Source organism: Pseudomonas sp. (genome assembly GCF_046581935.1).
GTDB lineage: Bacteria > Pseudomonadota > Gammaproteobacteria > Pseudomonadales > Pseudomonadaceae > Aquipseudomonas.
Genome location: NZ_JAYGFK010000016.1, coordinates 230287 through 248840 on the forward strand (window position 1 = coordinate 230287; position 18554 = coordinate 248840).

9 protein-coding genes and 1 riboswitch are annotated in these 18554 nt (G+C 61.0%); of the genes, 7 read left to right on the forward strand and 2 right to left on the reverse strand.

The window, feature by feature from the left end; genetic code table 11:
* Positions 1-14 precede the first annotated feature (14 nt).
* Positions 15-470 carry a DUF2214 family protein gene (locus VCA57_RS15020; RefSeq protein ID WP_411185863.1) on the forward strand — a complete coding sequence of 152 codons (456 nt, stop codon included), beginning with the start codon at positions 15-17 and terminating at the stop codon, positions 468-470.
* A gap of 61 nt (positions 471-531) precedes the next feature.
* Here the strand turns inward: VCA57_RS15020 and ppk2 are convergent, their stop codons facing one another.
* Positions 532-1455: a polyphosphate kinase 2 gene (ppk2, locus tag VCA57_RS15025; protein WP_411185864.1), complete on the reverse strand. Its 924-nt coding sequence runs from the start codon at positions 1453-1455 to the stop codon at positions 532-534.
* A gap of 25 nt (positions 1456-1480) precedes the next feature.
* Positions 1481-3085 (reverse strand): inorganic phosphate transporter, encoded by a 1605-nt coding sequence (locus tag VCA57_RS15030; protein ID WP_411185865.1) that lies wholly within the window; start codon positions 3083-3085, stop codon positions 1481-1483.
* Positions 3086-3340: 255 nt separating this feature from the next.
* Here VCA57_RS15030 and VCA57_RS15035 point away from each other — a divergent pair, with 255 nt between their 5' ends.
* The 6 genes from VCA57_RS15035 (at position 3341) to dxs (ending at position 18188) form a co-directional block, all read left to right on the forward strand.
* Positions 3341-3586, forward strand: coding sequence for an exodeoxyribonuclease VII small subunit (locus VCA57_RS15035; RefSeq protein ID WP_411185867.1), 246 nt, complete (start codon positions 3341-3343; stop codon positions 3584-3586).
* Positions 3583-4470, forward strand: a complete 888-nt coding sequence (gene ispA / locus VCA57_RS15040) for a (2E,6E)-farnesyl diphosphate synthase (protein ID WP_411185868.1) — start codon at positions 3583-3585, stop codon at positions 4468-4470. Before VCA57_RS15035 ends, ispA begins: the two co-directional genes overlap by 4 nt.
* 354 nt (positions 4471-4824) lie before the next feature.
* Entirely contained in the window at positions 4825-10866 is a 6042-nt protein-coding gene (locus VCA57_RS15045; protein ID WP_411185869.1) for an MBG domain-containing protein, read from the forward strand.
* Between the two features lie 3 nt (positions 10867-10869).
* Positions 10870-12522, forward strand: a complete 1653-nt coding sequence (locus tag VCA57_RS15050; protein ID WP_411185870.1) for a ShlB/FhaC/HecB family hemolysin secretion/activation protein — start codon at positions 10870-10872, stop codon at positions 12520-12522.
* A gap of 330 nt (positions 12523-12852) precedes the next feature.
* A complete protein-coding gene (locus VCA57_RS15055; protein WP_411185871.1) occupies positions 12853-16140 on the forward strand; it encodes a carboxyl transferase domain-containing protein in 3288 nt (1095 codons plus the stop codon).
* A gap of 146 nt (positions 16141-16286) precedes the next feature.
* Entirely contained in the window at positions 16287-18188 is a 1902-nt protein-coding gene (gene dxs, locus VCA57_RS15060; RefSeq protein WP_411185872.1) for a 1-deoxy-D-xylulose-5-phosphate synthase, read from the forward strand.
* Between the two features lie 66 nt (positions 18189-18254).
* Positions 18255-18467, forward strand: a riboswitch (cobalamin riboswitch).
* Positions 18468-18554 lie beyond the last annotated feature (87 nt).

Here is an 18554-nt window from a genome sequence, read left to right on the forward strand (position 1 = left end):
GAAAGGACACCCGCATGGGCCAAGCAATTGCTGCCTACGTGCATTACCTGGCTATTTTTGTACTGTTCGCCCTACTCAGTATCGAGCACGTGCAATTCAAGCTGCCACTGGACCTGCGCCGCGCACGCAGCCTGATCATCACTGACATCGCCTACGGCATCTGCGCCGGGGTGGTGCTGTTTAGCGGCCTGGCGCGAGCAATCTGGTATGGCAAAGGCTTGGATTACTACCTGGGCAACAGCCTGTTTCACGCCAAATTCGGCCTATTTATCCTGATCGGGCTGATCTCCGTGGTGCCCACCTTTGTCTTTCTCAACTGGCGCAATAGCCTCAAGGCCGGCGAAGTGCCACAGGTCAGCGCACGCCAGGCCCGCTGGGTTATCGGGGTGATTCGCCTGGAGCTGTTGCTGCTGTTGGTTATTCCCTTACTGGCGGTGCTGATGGCCCGTGGTTATGGCCTGATGGGCTAAACAAATAAAAAGAAAAAGCCACTGCATGCAGTGGCTTTTCAGGTACTTGACGCCTAAGGCCTCAATAGACTTGCGGCACCAGCATCTCTTGCGGCACCGGTGAACGCAGGTAATCGGCGTTATACACGCGGGCCGGCAAGACAATCGAAGGATGCTCGGTTTGCCCGTAGGGAATTTGCGTCAGTAAATGCTGGATGCAATTGAGCCGCGCACGCTTTTTATCATCCGCCTCAACGATCCACCACGGCGCTTGCTCGGTATGGGTACGGCTGAGCATTTCTTCCTTGGCGCGGGTGTAGTCTTCCCAACGCCGGCGCGACTCCAGATCCATTGGCGACAGCTTCCACTGCTTCAGCGGGTCATGGATACGCATCAGGAAGCGCCGATATTGCTCGTCGTCGGTGATCGAGAACCAGTATTTAACCAAGATGATTCCCGAGCGAATCAACATGCGCTCGAACTCCGGCACGCTGCGATAAAACTCCTCGTACTCCGCGTCATTGCAAAAGCCCATGACCCGTTCAACGCCAGCGCGGTTGTACCAACTGCGGTCGAACAGGACCATTTCACCGGCCGCCGGCAAATGTGCCGTGTAGCGCTGAAAATACCATTGGCTGCGCTCGCGCTCACTCGGTGCTGGCAAGGCCGCTACACGGCACACCCGCGGATTTAGCCGCTGGGTAATACGCTTGATTGCACCGCCTTTACCGGCCGCATCACGGCCCTCAAACAGCACCACAACCTTGAGCTTTTGCTCAACCACCCACTCCTGCAGCTTGACCAGCTCGGACTGCAACCTCAGCAACTCACGCAGGTATACGCGCCGGTCCATATCCGCTGGCGTCTGCTGGCCCAGCTCTTTAAGCAATGGCTCAAGACGAACATCGTCAAACTCCATTTCGAGCTCTTCATCGAAGCTGTCCAGGATGTCGGCGTGCAAGCGCGAAGCGTGCTCAGCAAAATCCAGATTGGCGTTATCGGTCATGACAGAACCTCAGGTTTGCTCAGCGTCAGAAAATGCTTCTTAGGGCCAGGAAGGCAATTGCCGCCAGCACCGCAGCAGCAGGCAAGGTGATGACCCACGCCAGCGCAATCGGCTTCATTAAGCCCCAGTTGGTTTGACGGTTAACCAGGCCAATCCCCAGCACTGCACCGATCAGAATGTGCGTGCTCGATACCGGCAAGCCCATCACCGACGCCAGCATCACTACGGCTGCGGCGGCCAGCTCGGCGGAGAAACCCGAGGCCGGGTGTAACGCGGTGAGGTTGTGGCCAACGGTTTGAATCACTTCCTTGCCGATAAACCACAGCCCCGCGATCAGCGCGATGCCAAAGGTAATCATCGCCGCCGGAGGAATAGCCGCCTCAGAACCGATCACCCCGGTGCGCAGCACCTCAAGGATCGCGACAAACGGGCCAATCGCATTGGCGATGTCGTTGGAACCGTGGCTAAAGGCGAAGCCACAGGCGGTAAACACCTGCATCCAACTGAACATGACGAACGTCGCGCGGCTCAGTGACTCACTTTTAAGTGATTTGGCGAACATAAAGGTCGCCAACCACACCACAGCGCCAATCATCGCCATGATCAGGTAACTGTTCAGCGTGCTGAGGCCCAAGTGCATGTTCTTCAAGCCCTTGAACAGCAGCATCGAAGACATCACCACCGCGCCCAGCGCCGCAATCATCGGCACCCAGGTTTCCAACGCGCCGTGGGTACGCAGCTGGCCACGCTTTTTGTCGATTTCGTGCAGGTCACGGTAGTAATCCGATTCCAGGTCCTCTGGCTGAAAGTCGCGATCGTTAACCACTTGCATGTCACGCGTCATGGCGTGCGTGTAGGAGATTTTCTGAATCTCCGACAAGCGCTCAAAGGCTTCTTTATGCAGGCGCTTGTGGTCGCGTTTTTCTTCACGAATACGCTCGACCTGGGCTTCGGCCTCATCGTTGTAGGTGAGGATGTATTTTTTAATCTGCGAATACAGCAGATACGCCACCACACCACCCAACAACGGCGAGAGCACCCACGAGATGGCGATTTGGCCAATCTTGTCCCACTGCACCAGCGCCAGCGCCGACTCGGTGCCGTTCATCAAAATGCCCAGTGCGATTGAGCTGCCGACAATCGCGCCGATGATCGAATGGGTGGTGGAAACCGGGTAGCCCTTCTTGGTCGCGTACAGCAGCCAAATACCCGCCGCGATCAGCGCCGACATCATGATGTAAACGAAATCCAGCGGCGATACCGCCATCGCCCCCAAGTCCACGATGCCGCCGCGAATGGTCGAGGTCACTTCCCCCCCCGCGATGACAGCCCCACTGACCTCAAATACCGCCGCCACCAGCAGCGCCTGGCGAATGCTCAGGGTGCCGGCACCCACGCTCGTACCAAACGAGTTGGCAACGTCGTTACCACCGATATTGAAGGCCATAAAAATGCCGAACAACGTCGCCAGGATGAACAAGAACGCATAGTTACTGTGGGTGTACTCCATCCCCCAGACCATGAAATACAGCGTGGCCGCGACCAATGTGGCGGCAAAAACCACGCTAATTTTCGAAATGCCACCTGCTGAAGCAGCCAAGACGCCGCCAGATGTTGAGGAGCTAGTCACTTGTTTCCCTCCAGACTAAACCGCCAATAGCCCAACTACGGGGCTCGTTAGGCTGGCGATTTTTCCATCTGCAGATGACAAGCGAATGACTCGGCAATGACGGATCGTCAACATCGCGCACAGACTAACCGCGTGCTTGTAGCCTGATTACGCTGCCCCACAAGCCTGCGCAATAGCGCGCTAATTTGCCCGCGCGGCGCTGCTCTGCTAGTGTCGCGCCGGTTCCAATAACCCGATCTACCCCGAGAATTTGCCATGGCCGCCCGTAAAAAAGCCGCGCTCGACTTCGAGCAATCCCTGACCGATCTGCAGAGCCTGGTCGAGCGCTTGGAAAACGGCGAGCTGTCGCTGGAAGACTCGCTGACCGCCTTTGAACAAGGCGTGCGCCTGACCCGCGATTGCCAAGCAGCCCTGGCCCAGGCCGAGCAGAAAGTGCAAATCCTCATGGAGCGCGACGGCACCCTGGAGGAAGCCCCCTTCGACGCGGATCAGCAGGCATGATCGCGGCCTACCAGAGTGCTTGCCAACGCCGGGTTGATAGCGCACTGGAAGCCTTGTTGCAGAGCCCGCGCCCGGAGTTGGAGCGGCTCTACGCCGCCATGCGTTACAGCCTGTTCAATGGAGGCAAACGGGTACGTCCATTGCTCGCCTATGCCGCTTGCGAAGCCCTTGGCGGCGCACCTGAGCGAGCCAATGCCGCCGCCTGCGCTGTGGAGCTGATTCACGCTTACTCTCTGGTTCACGATGACCTGCCGGCGATGGACGATGACGACCTGCGCCGTGGCCAACCAACCACCCACAAAGCCTTCGACGAAGCCTGCGCGATTCTCGCCGGTGACGGATTGCAAAGCCTCGCCTTCGAAGTGCTTGCCGACGCCACGCACAATCCCCACGACGCCGAACTGCGCTTGACCATGCTCAATGCCCTGACTCGCGCCGCCGGGCCGGCCGGCATGGTCGGCGGCCAGGCCATCGACCTCGGCTCGGTGGGGCAAAAACTCGATCAAGATGCCCTCGAAACCATGCACCGACACAAGACCGGTGCACTGATCGAAGCCAGCGTACAACTCGGCGCACTGGCCAGCGGACATGCCGACGAGCACGCGCTGAAATCCCTGCACGCTTATGCCCGCGCCATCGGCCTGGCGTTTCAGGTGCAGGACGACATCCTAGATGTAGAAAGTGACACCGCCACCCTAGGCAAGACTCAGGGCAAGGACCAGGCTCACGACAAACCCACCTACCCGGCGCTGCTCGGCCTCGACGCCGCCAAGGCTTACGCCCTGGAGCTACGCGACCAAGCCCTGCATGCCCTGCGCCCGTTCGACCAAGCCGCCGAGCCACTGCGCGACCTGGCCCGTTATATCGTCGAGCGGCGCAGCTAAGCACCTGAGTGGGAGACGCATCAATGCGTCACCTGCCGCGAACCAGCCCGGCTTTAGCACGGCCTAGCATAGGGTGGGCGACGCTTTACCCGTCCACCGCTGCACGGTCGCCATGGTGGGCAAAAAGAGCGTTGCCCACCCTACATCTGCAAGCCACAACCCGGGCTCGCGTTACTAAAAAAACAGCAAAAATACCTTGTTTAGGGTATGCGCAGTCGCCAACACCTCACGTCCAATACCGCTTTGTTGTCAGGCCTCCAGGTCAGCCTACGCCTGCGCGCCTTATTGCCGGTCACCTCGTGTGCTACGCACCTGGGCCAATCGCTCGGTTTTGATCACTAAAGGGATTAACCCATGAACCGCACCTACGCCCTTGTCTGGAATCCAAGCCTTGGTGCCTGGACCGTTACCGATGAACGCGCCCGCCGGCGCGGCAAGGGCGCAGGTGCGGTACTCGCTGCTGCCCTATTGCTGCCGCTCATGGCAAGCGCTGCCGACCTGCCAACGGGTGGCAACGTGGTGTCGGGCAGTGGTGCGATCAACCAGCCCAACGCCCAGCAGATGGTGATCGATCAGGCCAGCAACAAGCTGGCCATCGACTGGCAAAGCTTTGATATCGCCGCTGGCAAAAAGGTGACCTTCAACCAGCCTGGCAGTGATGCCATTGCCCTGAACCGGGTGCTGGGTGCCGATGGCTCGAAGATCATGGGCCAGCTTGATGCCAATGGCCGGGTATTCCTCATCAACCCCAACGGCGTGCTGTTCGGCGCGGGTGCGCAGGTCAATGTCGGCGGCCTGGTGGCCTCCACGCTGAATATCAGCAACAGCGACTTCGAGGCTGGCAACTACAGCTTCAAGGGCGATGGCAGCAATGCCCGCGTGATCAACAACGGCACCCTCAACGCAGCAGACGGCGGCAGCATCGCCCTGCTCGGCGGCACGGTGAGCAACAACGGCGTCATCGTTGCCAACCAGGGCACCGTCGCCCTGGCTGCTGGCAATGCGGTCACCCTGGATTTTGCCGGTGATGGCCTGCTTAACGTCCAGGTCGATGAGGCCGTGGTCGATGCCCTGGTGGAAAACCATCAACTGATCAAAGCCGATGGCGGCCAGGTGTTGCTCACCGCCAACGCCGGCGACGCCCTGCTCAAGACCGTGGTCAACAACACCGGCGTGATTGAGGCGCAAACCCTCGGCGAGAAGGACGGCAAGATCGTTCTGCTCGGCAGCTTCGACGGTGGCACCGTGCAAGTGGCCGGCACCCTGGATGCCAGCGCGCCCAAAGGCGGCAATGGTGGCTTTATCGAAACCTCCGGTGCCCACGTCAAAGTGGCGAATGGTGCGAAAGTTACCACCAAGGCAACTAACGGCAAGACCGGCACCTGGCTGATTGATCCGACTGACTTTACCGTCAGCGCTGGCAATGACGACCAAAGCAGCAGCGGCATCGGCGCTAACACCCTGTCCAGCAACCTAGCAAGCAACAGCGTTACCTTGCAAACCGTGGCCACCGGCAGCGAAGCCGGCGATATCAACGTCAATGCCGCAGTAACCTGGAATGCCGCCACAACCCTGACGCTGAACGCCCATAACAACATCAACATCAACGCCGCCATCACCGCCCAGCACGCTGACGGCAAAGTTGCCCTGAAGTACGGCCAGGCCAGTAGCGATGGCGGCACGGCAGACTACAACATCAAGGCCCCGATCAACCTGCAAAGTGGGCAGAATTTCAGCACCCAGAAGGGCTCGAACGGCACGGAAATCAGCTACACCGTGGTCAACGATGCCGCTGCGCTGCAAGCCATGAATAACAACCTGGCCGACAACTATGCAGTGGGCAGCAATATTGACCTGAGCAGCATCAGCAACTGGGTGCCGGTGGGTACTAGCTCTATCCGTTTTACCGGGCGACTCGACGGCCTTGGCCATACCCTCAGCAACCTCACCATCAACCGCAGCGGTACGAACTACGTCGGCTTATTCGGCTATGCCGGCAGCGGCAGCGTCATTCGCGATATCGGTCTGGTGGGCGGCAGCGTATCGGGCAATAACGTCGTCGGCGGGCTGGTCGGACGGAGCTCAGGAAACATCAGCAACGCCTATGCCACCGGCAGCGTATCGGGTACTTACTACGTCGGCGGGCTGGTCGGACAGAACTTCTTCGGAACCATCAGCACCGCCTATGCCACCGGCAGCGTATCGGGTGGTCACGACGCCGGCGGGCTGGTCGGAGAGAACTACCAAGGAACCATCAACAATGCCTATGCCACCGGCAGAGTATCGGGCATTAACTACGTCGGCGGGCTGGTCGCACTCAACGAATCTGGCACTATCAACAACGCCTATGCCACCGGCAGCGTATCGGGCAATAACTACGTCGCAGGGCTGGTCGGGTACAACAACTCGAGCACCATTAGCAACGCCTATGCCACCGGCAGCGTATCGGGCAATAACTACGTCGGCGGGCTGGTCGGATACAACTCCTACGCAACCATTAGCAACGCCTATGCCACCGGCAGCGTATCGGGCACTAGCTCCGTCGGCGGGCTGGTCGGATCCAACTATCAAGAAACCATCAACAGCAGCTTCTACGCCACCACCAATGCTGATGGCAGCGCCATTAATGACAGTGGTGCCACGACAGGTGCGTTTACCGGGAATGCTATTGGCACTGGCAAGACGTGGGCCGAGTTGAATGACCCGGCTACCTTCGCGAGCTGGGATACAAACATCTGGTCATTCCCCGGTATCGACAGCAGCGTGTCAGGCTATGGCGTCAGCGGCCGGCCTTACCTCACAGGCGTCACACGCCAGGTGGATATCGTCAGAAGCACCCTGTTCGCTGGGGGCTTTGGCACACAAAACGATGCTTACACCATCACCTCGTGGCAGCAACTGGCCAATATCAACCAAGTGCTAAGCGGTGGTTACACCTTCAGCCTGAGCAACAACCTCGACCAGAACAGCTCAGGCTATGCCACCCTGGCCAGCGCCACCGCCAATGCCGGTGCGGGCTGGAACCCGCTGGGTAATTTTGCCAATCGCTTTACCGGCACGTTCGACGGCCTAGGCCATACCCTCAGTGGCTTGGTCATCAACCGCAGCGATACGGACTCTGTCGGCTTATTCGGCGCTACCGGCAGCGGCAGCGTCATTCGCGATATTGGGCTGGTGGGCGGCAGCGTATTGGGCAGTTACAAAGTCGGCGGGCTGGTCGGAGGCAACGAGGGAACCATCAGCAACGCCTACAACACCGGCAGCGTATCGGGCACGAGCCAAGTCGGCGGACTGCTCGGGGACAACGAATCTGGCACCATCAGCAACGCCTATGCCACCGGCAGCGTATCGGGCGCTAACTATGTCGGTGGGCTGATCGGATATAACAGTAGTGCAACCATCAGCAACACCTACGCCACAGGCAGCGTATCGGGCACTAACTACGTCGGCGGACTGGTCGGATACAGCCAATGGGGCACCATCACTAACACCTATGCCACCGGCAGCGTATCGGGTACGGATTCCGTCGGCGGGCTGCTCGGATACAAACACCTTGGAACCATCAACAGCAGCTTCTACGCCACCACCAATGCCGCTGGCAACGCCATTAATAACAGTGGTGCCACTACAGCTCCGTTCAGCGGGAACGCTAATGGCACCGCAAAAACCTGGGCCGAGCTGACCCAGGCGTCTACCTTCACAGGCTGGGATATCGCCACCACGAGCGGCTCGAATGCAATCTGGCGCATCTATGACGGCTATAGCGGCCCGCTGCTGCGCAGCTTCCTTAAATCCGTGACCGTCACGGTCGACAGTACCGGCAAGGTCTACGACGGCACTAACAGCTTGGTAGCGGGCGCGAGCTACAGCCTTTCGGACAACAGCGCCCCCCTGCTGGGTAACGCCAGTTACACAAGCGTCGCGACGCGCAATGCGGGTACCTACGCCCTGGGTCTCACCGGCTTGTACTCCAACCAGCAGGGTTATGACATCAGCGTTGCTGCAGGCAGCTACACCATCGCCAAGGCCGACTTGAGCGTTACCGCCCTTAATGCCAGCAAGAACTACGACGGCCTGGCTTTCATCAGTGGCGGTAATGGCGTCAGTTACAACGGCTTCGTCAATGGTGAGGACGCCAACGTGCTTGGTGGCACCCTCACTTACAGCGGCAGCGCTCAAGGCGCCATCAATGCCGGCAGTTATGGTCTGAACCTCAGCGGCCTGACCGCCAGCAACTACGCTATCAGCTACAACGCCGGCAGCCTGACCATCGATAAAGCCCAAGCCACCGTCACCGCCAACAGCGGCCAGGTGGTCTACAACGGCCAACAGCAGAGCATTGCCGGCTTTACTGCCAGCGGCTTGGTCAATGGGGAAACCACTAGCGTGCTTAGCGGCGTGAGCACTAGCGGTGGCAACGGCACCAACGCGGGCAGCTATATCCTCAGCGCCAGTGGCACGGACGGCAACTACGCCCTGACCTTTGTTGATGGCAACCTGACCATCGATAAAGCCCAAGCCACCGTCACCGCCAACAGCGGCCAAGTGACCTATAACGGTCAACAGCAAAGCATTGCCGGCTTTACCGCCAGTGGCCTGGTTAACGGTGAAACGACTAGCGTACTCAGCGGAGTCAGCACAAGCGGAGGCGGCACCAACGTTGGCAACTACACACTTAGTGCCAGTGGCACAGATGGCAACTACGACCTGACCTTTGTCGACGGCAGCCTGACCATCGATAAAGCCCAAGCCACCGTCACCGCCAACAGCGGCCAAGTGACCTATAACGGTCAACAGCAAAGCATTGCCGGCTTTACTGCCAGCGGCTTGGTCAATGGTGAAACGACTAGCGTACTCAGCGGCGTCAGCACCAGCGGCGGCAGCGGTACCAACGCGGGCAGCTACACCCACAGCGCCGCAGGCACGGATGGCAACTACGACCTGACCTTTGTTGATGGCAACCTGACCATCGCCAAGGCCCAAGCCACCGTCACTGCCAACAGCGGCCAGGTGACCTACAACGGCCAGCAGCAAAGCATTGCCGGTTTTATCGCCAGCGGCCTGGTCAACGGTGAAACGACTAGCGTGCTTAGCGGCGTCAGCACCACCGGTGGTAGCGGCACCAACGCGGGCAGCTACACCCTCAGCGCCAGTGGCACGGATGGCAACTACCTGCTGACCTTTGTCGATGGCAACCTGACCATCGATAAAGCCCAAGCCACCGTCACCGCCAACAGCAGCCAGGTGATCTACAACGGCCAACAGCAAAACATTGCCGGCTTTACCGCCAGCGGCTTGGTCAACGGTGAAACGACTAGCGTACTCAGCGGCGTCAGCACCAACGGTGGTAGCGGCACCAACGCAGGCAGCTACACCCTCAGCGCCAATGGCAGCGACGACAACTACGCCCTGACCTTTGTTGATGGCAGCCTGACCATCGACAAGGCTCACGCCACCATCACCGCCAACAGCGGCCAGCTGACATACAACGGCCAGCAGCAAAGCATTGCCGGCTTTACCGCCAGCGGCTTGGTCAATGGGGAAACCACCAGCGTACTCAGCGGAGTCAGCACCACCGGCGGCAGCGGCACCAACGCGGGCAACTACACCCACAGCGCCAGTGGTACGGATGGCAACTACGAGCTGACCTTTGCCGATGGCAGCCTGACCATCGATAAAGCCCAAGCCACCGTCACCGCCAACAGCGGCCAGATGACCTACAACGGCCAACAGCAAAACATTACCGGCTTTACCGCCAGCGGCCTGGTCAATGGAGAAACCGCAAGCGTGCTCAGCGGTGTCAGCACCAGCGGTGGCAGCGGCAGCAACGCAGGCAGCTACACCCACAGTGCCACTGGCATGGATGGCAACTACGACTTGAGCTTTATCGACGGTGCGCTAACCATCAACAAAGCCGCTCTGACCATCACCGCCAACAACGCCAGCAAGACCGCCGGGCAGAGCATCGCGTTAAGCGGTTACAGCGCCAGCGGCTTGGTGGGTGACGACAGCATCAGCGCCGTCAGCCTCAGCAGCTTGGGCCAGCCCACCACCGCTGCGGCCGGTAACTACGCCATCGTCGCTAGCGACGCTATCGGTGCAGCCTTGAGCAACTACGCCATCAGCTACCAGGACGGCTCTTTGCTGGTCAGCCCAGCGCCAATCACTCCGACTACGCCCAGCAGCCAACAGCCAACAGCCAGTACCCCGCCCTATATCGGCGTACTCGCCTCGAACGGCCAAAGCCTTTCAACCCAAGCGCCACAACAGACCAGGCAGGAGACGGTCAGTGAACCTGAAGTTCTGAACCCGCAAATGCTGATGACTAACCCGCTCGCGGACATCATGAATCTGCAAGTCATCAACCAGGGCATCCGCCTGCCAGAAGGAATTTGATTTATGCGTTTCGTTTATTCACTGGCCGGTGCTGCCGTTTCCCTGTTGTCGCTGTCGGTGGCGGCGGCCACCCTGCCGGACGCTGGCCAATCGCAACAAAACATCGATCAGCGCCCGCTGCAATTGCCCGGCAAGCAACGCCTAGAACTGAACCTGCCTGACGCGCCGTCGACCGAGGCGACCGCCAGCGGGCCGAGCCTGCAAGTCAGCGGTTTTACCCTGCAAGGCAACAGCGCCATCGCCAGCGCGGAGCTGTTGCCGCAGCTCAGTGATCTGCAAGGCCGCACAGTTTCGCTCGGTGAGTTACAGGCCGCTGCCAACCGCATCACCCTGGCGTACCGCGAGCGCGGTTATCCGCTGGCGCGGGCTTATGTGCCGGCGCAGGAGATCGACGGCGGCGTGGTGCAAATCGCGGTGATGGAAGGCCGTTATGGCGAGGTCGCGCTTAACAACACGTCGCGGGTTACCGGCGCGGCACTCGCGCCCCTCTCAGACCTCAAGAGCGGTGATGCCGTGCGCGGCGCTGCACTGGAACGCAGCCTGCTGCTGCTCTCCGACACGCCAGGGGTGGAGGTGAAATCCACCCTTAAACCGGGCGCGTCGGTCGGCGCTACCGACCTGCTGGTAGACGTACAACCCGGCCCGTTGCTGTCCGGCTCGGTGGATGCCGACAACTACGGCAACCGTTTTACTGGCGAGTACCGCCTGGGCGGCACGCTCAACGTCAACAGCCCCCTGGGCTTGGGCGATCGCTTGTCGCTGCGCGCCATGGGTTCAGATGAAGACCAGCAATACGGGCGCATCGCCTATCAGTTGCCGATTGGCCCTTGGGCCACTCAGGTGGGCGTGGCCTATTCGGACATGGACTACCAGCTGGCCAAGGATTTCGAGGATCTCGACGCCCATGGCAATGCGCGCATCACCAGTGTTTATGCGATCCAGCCGCTGGTGCGCAGCCGCGATTTCTCGCTGTATGCGCAAGTGCAATTCGACGATAAGCGCCTCAAGGATGACATCGACCAGTTCGACAGCAAGAGCGACAAGCGCTCGCGCATGCTCACCACCAGCCTTAACGGCAACAGCCGCGACACTTTGCTCGGCGGCGGCGTTAACAGCTTCGCCCTGGCCTGGAGCCAAGGCAGCCTGACTATCGATGGCGCCGCAGCCAAACGTAGCGACGACCTCACTGCTGGCACGCGTGGCCAGTTCCACAAGATCAACCCGAGCTTGGTGCGCCTGCAACGCCTGACTGAGCGTTTTAGCCTGTACGGCCAACTGCAAGGCCAATGGGCCGACGGCAACCTGGACAGCTCGGAGAAGATCAGCCTCGGTGGTGCCTATGGCGTGCGTGCTTATCCGCAAGGTGAAGCGTCCGGTGATCAGGGCTGGCTGGCCAACCTCGAACTGCGCTACGCACTGACCGATACCTGGCAGCTCAGCACCTTCGCCGACCATGGCGAAGTGCGCCTGAACAAGGACACCTGGAGCAACGGCGAAAACCACCGCAGCCTCTCGGCAGCCGGCGTTGGCGCACGCTGGGCAGCACACGGCTGGCAGATCAACACCGTAGCCGCCTGGAAGCTGGGCAACGCCGACGCACAAAGCGACGTAGAGCGCTCGCCGCGTGTATGGGCGCAGGTGGTGCGGTTCTTCTAAGGGTCGGTTAACAGCAAACAGATCGTTCCCACGCTCCGCGTGGGAATGCAACCTTGGACGCTCTGCGTCCGCTGTTGCACACCACCTAGCGCAAACGGGCGCAGAGCGCCCTGGCCTGGGCTACCACGCTGGAGCGTGGCAGCCATCACAAACAATCGCGGCTAAAGCGGAACGCCGCCCGGCCCCTCCCAGAGTTTGTGCATAAGCCAGACAGCCGCAATCCCACTCTTATCACCCGCATCAATAGCCCAACCCTCAGCCGCTAAGGCTTGGTTTACCTCGCGCGCAGAGCGCCTAAGATGGCTCGCAGAATAAAAATCTGGAGCCACCATGCCCTTTACCAGCGCGCCCTTCGCCGCTTTGCTAATCGCCAACCGTGGCGAAATCGCCATCCGTATCGCCCGCGCAGCCAGCGAACTCGGTATCCGCTCTGTCGCGGTGTATGCCGAAGATGACGCCGCCTCCTTGCATGTGCGCCAGGCCGACAGCGCCGTCGCGCTCAGCAGACGTGGCGTAGCGGCCTATCTGGACATGGATCAGCTGATTGCCATCGCCCAAGCCCAAGGCTGCGATGCCGTGCACCCGGGTTACGGCTTTCTCGCGGAAAACGCCGAGTTCGCCCGCCGCTGCCAGGCCGCCGGTTTGTGTTTTGTTGGCCCCAGCAGCGAGGTGCTGCAGCTGTTTGGCGACAAGGCAGCGGCGCGGGAATTAGCCGAACGCTGCGCAGTGCCACTGGTGGCGGGGATTAATCGACCGATCAGCCTTGCCGATGCCCACGGGTTCTTCGCCAAACATGGCGCGGTAATGCTCAAAGCCCTGGCCGGCGGCGGTGGCCGCGGTATGCGCCCGGTATTCGCCGCCAGCGAACTGGACGAGGCCTTTGCCCGCTGCCAGTCGGAAGCCCGCGCCGCATTCGGTAATGACGCGCTGTATATCGAGCAATTGGTCAGCCAGGCCCGGCATATCGAAATCCAGGTACTGGGCGATGCCAGCGGCGCGGTCAGCCACTTGTGGGAGCGCGACTGCAGCCTGCAACGGCGCCAGCAGAAGCTGGTGGAGATCGCCCCCAGCCCGGACCTGCCAGCCGCCACCCGCGAGCGCATGATCGCCTGCGCGCTAAAGCTGGCCGGCGCAGCAAAATACCAAGGCCTGGGCACCTTCGAATTTTTGCTGGATGCCGAGCAGCCCGAGCGCTTCTACTTTATGGAGGCCAACCCGCGCATCCAGGTCGAACACACCGTCACCGAGCAGGTCACCGGCGTCGACCTGCTGCACACCCAGCTCAAACTCGCCGCCGGCCAGTCACTCGCCGACCTCGGCCTGCTGCAGCCGCCGCCCGTCAATGGCTGCGCCGTGCAACTACGCATCAACCTGGAAAGCATGAACGCCGATGGCAGCACGCGCCCCGCCGCCGGCACCCTGAGCGCCTACCAGCCGCCCAGTGGCCCGGGCCTGCGCGTGGATGGTTACGGCTACGCCGGCTATCCGGTCAGCCCCAGCTACGATTCGCTGCTGGCCAAGCTGATCGCCCATGCGGCGGATTACCCCAGCACCCTGCGCCGCGCCTATCGCGCGCTATGCGAGTTCCGCCTGGAAGGCGTGGCGAGCAACCTGCATCTGCTGCAAAACCTGCTGCGGTTACCGCAAGTGGCGAGCTATCAACTGACCACGCGCTTTGTCGAAAGCCACCTGAGCGAGCTGCTGGCGGCACAACCCCAGGCCCACCCGCATCACTTCTTTGCCGATACTCAGGCCGCAAGCCAAACCACCCATCAAGCACAGGATGCCCCGCCAGGCTGCATGGCGCTGCAAACCCACAGCACCGGCGTGGTGGTGAGCCTGGAGGTGGCCGAAGGCGATGCCGTCGCGGTCGGCCAGAGCATCGCGGTGTTAGAAGCGATGAAGATGGAATTCGTGGTCAGCGCCAGCCACAGCGGCATCGTCCGCCAACTGGCGGTGCAGGTCGGCAGCGCGTTGAATGAAAGCCAAGCGCTGTTGTTTATTGAACCCGCCGAGGTCGATGCAGCCACCCTTCAAAACGAGCAAAGCCTGGATCTGGAGCATATTCGTGCGGACCTGGCCGAAGTGCTTGAACGCCACGCAGTAACCGGCGACGAACGCCGCCCGCTGGCCGTAGCCAAGCGGCGCAAAACCGGCCAGCGCACGGTGCGCGAGAACCTCGCCGAGCTTCTGGATGACGGCAGCTTCAGCGAATACGGCGCACTGGCGATTGCCGCGCAACGCCGCCGACGCTCGCTGGAGGAGTTGATTGAACAGAGCCCGGCCGATGGCTTGGTCGCCGGTATCGGCACGGTCAATGCCGCCACCTTCGGCAGCGAAGCCGCGCGCTGCATGGCCATCGCCTACGACTACACGGTATTCGCTGGCACCCAAGGCGTGATGAACCACAAGAAGACCGACCGCATGCTCGGCCTCGCCGCGCAGTGGCGCTTGCCGCTGGTACTGTTTGCCGAAGGTGGTGGCGGCCGCCCGGGCGACACCGACTTTGTTGGCGTGGCCGGGCTGGACTGCCACACCTTTGTCGGCATGGCCAAACTCTCCGGCCTGGTGCCGCTGGTGGGCGTGGTTTCTGGGCGCTGCTTTGCCGGCAACGCCGCCCTGCTCGGTTGCTGCGATGTGATTATCGCCACCGACAACGCAACCATTGGCATGGCCGGCCCGGCGATGATCGAAGGCGGCGGCCTGGGCAGCTTCAAACCGGAGCAAGTCGGCCCCGTCAGCGTGCAGGGGCCAAATGGCGTCATCGATGTTTTGGTGGCTGATGAAACCGAGGCCGTAAAGGTCGCCAAGCAATACCTGAGCTACTTTCAGGGCGCGTTAAGCGACTGGCAATGCGCTGATCAGCGTGAGCTGCGGCACGTCATCCCGGAAAACCGCCTGCGCGTGTATGACATCCGCCAGGTCATCGCCACCCTGGCCGACCACGACTCGGTACTGGAACTGCGCCGCCAGTTTGCCCCGGGGCTGATCACTGCGTTTATCCGCATTGAAGGTAAACCGTTCGGCCTGCTGGCCAACAACCCCGCGCACTTGGGCGGCGCCATCGACGCAGTGGCTGGCGACAAAGCCGCACGCTTTATGCAGCTGTGCGATGCCTTCCATATCCCGCTGCTGTCGCTGTGCGATACCCCCGGTTTTATGGTCGGTCCCGAGGCAGAAAAACAGGCCACGGTGCGCCATGTGTCGCGCATGTTCGTTGCCGCCGCCAGCCTGACAGTGCCGTTTTTCACCGTGGTGCTGCGCAAGGGTTACGGCCTCGGCGCGCAAGCCATGGCCGCCGGCAGCTTCCATTCGCCGCTGTTTACCATCGCCTGGCCCAGTGCCGAGTTTGGTGCGATGGGCCTGGAGGGTGCAGTGCGCCTGGGCTTCGCCAAAGAGCTAGCGGCCATCGCCGACCTCGCTGAGCGTCAGCAATTGTTCGACAAGCTGGTGGCCAAGGCCTATCAAAACGGCAAAGGCATCAATATGGCCAGCTTCCTGGAGATTGATGCGGTGATAGACCCCGTGGAGACCCGCGCCTGGCTGCTGCGTGGGCTCAATGCCGCACCCCGTCCAGGGCCTCGCGAAGGCAAGAAGCGCACGGTGGATACCTGGTAACAGGCTCGAAGTAGCCCGGATGCAATCCGGGGGGCCGAACAACACGGTCCGGATTGCTGCGACAACACGGAGCAGAACCATGTTTGGGCAGTTTCCGGCGCTTCGGTTAAACTGCCGCATCTTTTATACCTATAACGATCTGCCTGATGCCGACGACCTTCCACGAGATTCCCCGTGAGCGCCCGCTGACGCCCCTCCTAGACCGTGCTAACACGCCGGACGAACTGCGTCGCCTGGGCGAAGCCGAACTGGAAACCCTGGCCGACGAGTTGCGCCAGTACCTGCTGTATACAGTTGGGCAAACTGGCGGGCATTTTGGCGCAGGCCTCGGCGTGATCGAGTTGACCATCGCCCTGCATTACGTGTTCGACACCCCGGATGACCGCCTGGTGTGGGATGTTGGCCACCAGGCCTATCCGCACAAGATTCTCACCGGCCGCCGCGAAATGATGGGCAGCCTACGGCAGAAAGACGGCATTGCCGCCTTCCCACGCCGCAGTGAAAGTGAATACGACACCTTTGGCGTTGGCCACTCCAGCACCAGCATCAGCGCGGCGCTGGGCATGGCCATTGCCGCGCGCATCCAGGGCAGCAAGCGCAAGGCCGTGGCAGTCATCGGCGACGGCGCACTGACCGCCGGCATGGCCTTCGAGGCGCTGAATCACGCCAGCGACGTCAATGCCAACATGTTGGTGATCCTCAACGACAATGACATGTCGATCTCCAAGAACGTTGGCGGCCTGTCCAACTACCTGGCCAAGATTATCTCCAGCCGCACCTACACCAGCATGCGTGAGGGCAGCAAGAAAATCCTCTCGAGCCTGCCAGGTGCCTGGGAGATCGCGCGTAAGGTCGAGGAACACGCCAAGGGAATGCTGGTCCCCGGCACATTGTTCGAGGAACTGGGCTGGAACTACGTCGGCCCAATCGACGGTCACGACCTACCAACCCTGCTCGCCACGCTGCGCAATATGCGCGACCTGGAAGGCCCGCAGTTCCTCCATGTGGTCACTAAGAAAGGCAAGGGCTTCGCCCCGGCCGAAGCCGACCCGATTGGCTACCACGCGATCACCAAGCTGGAACCCATCAAGCCACTCGCCAGCGCCGCGCCGAAACAACCCAGCGGGCCGAAATACTCCAGCGTGTTTGGCCAGTGGCTGTGTGACATGGCCGCAGCAGATCCACGCCTGGTCGGGATTACCCCGGCCATGAAGGAAGGCTCCGATCTAGTGGCGTTCAGCGAGCGTTATCCCGAGCGCTATCTCGATGTAGCCATCGCTGAACAGCACGCCGTAACTCTGGCTGCCGGCATGGCCTGCGACGGGGCAAAACCGGTGGTGGCGATTTACTCGACCTTCCTCCAGCGCGCCTATGACCAACTGATTCATGACGTGGCCGTGCAGCATCTCGACGTGTTGTTCGCCATCGACCGCGCCGGTTTGGTCGGCGAAGACGGCCCAACCCACGCCGGTAGCTTCGACCTGTCTTATCTACGCTGCATCCCCGGCATGCTGGTGATGACGCCCAGCGATGAAAACGAGCTGCGCCGCATGCTCACCACTGGCCACTTGTTCGACGGCCCGGCGGCGGTGCGCTACCCGCGCGGCAGCGGGCCGAATGCGCCAATCGACAGTGAACTTGTGCCACTGGAAATCGGCAAAGGGCTGATCCGCCGGCAAGGCCAGGGCGTCGCCTTGCTGGTGTTCGGCGTACAGCTGAGTGAGGCGCTAAAAGTCGCCGACACGCTGGATGCCACTGTCGTTGACATGCGCTTCGTCAAACCGCTGGATGAAAGCCTGATCCGCCAACTGGCTGCCAGTCATGAGCTGCTGGTGACCATTGAGGAAAACAGCATCATGGGCGGTGCCGGTAGCGCCGTCAGCGAGTTCCTCGCCCGCGAGAACATCCTCAAACCCATGCTGCATCTGGGCCTGCCTGACTACTACGTGGAACATGCCAAGCCGGCACAAATGCTCGCCGAATGCGGCCTGGATGCCGCCGGCATCGACGCAGCGATACGCCAGCGCCTGCTCTCGCAGCCTGTATGAGAACCACTCATCCAGACCTGAAGTAGCGCCACTTGTAACTCGTTTATACGCACCTTAAGGTGCGTGGCGTTTTACTTCTGCCAAGGTGCGCCCTTCCACAGTGAAGCGGTGCTAAACGGCAGCCAGTTCGCTTATCACAAGCCAACCCGGCGCTGCCTCCGCAACGGTAATCGACCGCAGAACCATTCTGCACGCCACCTCAACGCCACCGGTTCATCCAGGGAAGGCGAGGTGCGCAAGTCGAGAGCCCGGGGACCGGCCTTGCTGGATGTGACCGGTGTTGCGGAGGGCACCCCCTTCAAGCTCAGGCTGCGCTTGCGAGCCCGCTCTTGCCCGTGCCCTCCTCGTAAGTGTTACAACTTTGAG

Bases quoted from the DNA above. Each gene is read 5' to 3' on its own strand.
- VCA57_RS15020 (WP_411185863.1), top strand. From the start codon at position 15: ATGGGCCAAGCAATTGCTGCCTACGTGCATTACCTGGCTATTTTTGTA.
- ppk2 (WP_411185864.1), bottom strand. From the start codon at position 1,455: ATGACCGATAACGCCAATCTGGATTTTGCTGAGCACGCTTCGCGCTTG.
- VCA57_RS15035 (WP_411185867.1), top strand. From the start codon at position 3,341: ATGGCCGCCCGTAAAAAAGCCGCGCTCGACTTCGAGCAATCCCTGACC.
- ispA (WP_411185868.1), top strand. From the start codon at position 3,583: ATGATCGCGGCCTACCAGAGTGCTTGCCAACGCCGGGTTGATAGCGCA.
- VCA57_RS15045 (WP_411185869.1), top strand. From the start codon at position 4,825: ATGAACCGCACCTACGCCCTTGTCTGGAATCCAAGCCTTGGTGCCTGG.
- VCA57_RS15050 (WP_411185870.1), top strand. From the start codon at position 10,870: ATGCGTTTCGTTTATTCACTGGCCGGTGCTGCCGTTTCCCTGTTGTCG.
- VCA57_RS15055 (WP_411185871.1), top strand. From the start codon at position 12,853: ATGCCCTTTACCAGCGCGCCCTTCGCCGCTTTGCTAATCGCCAACCGT.
- dxs (WP_411185872.1), top strand. From the start codon at position 16,287: ATGCCGACGACCTTCCACGAGATTCCCCGTGAGCGCCCGCTGACGCCC.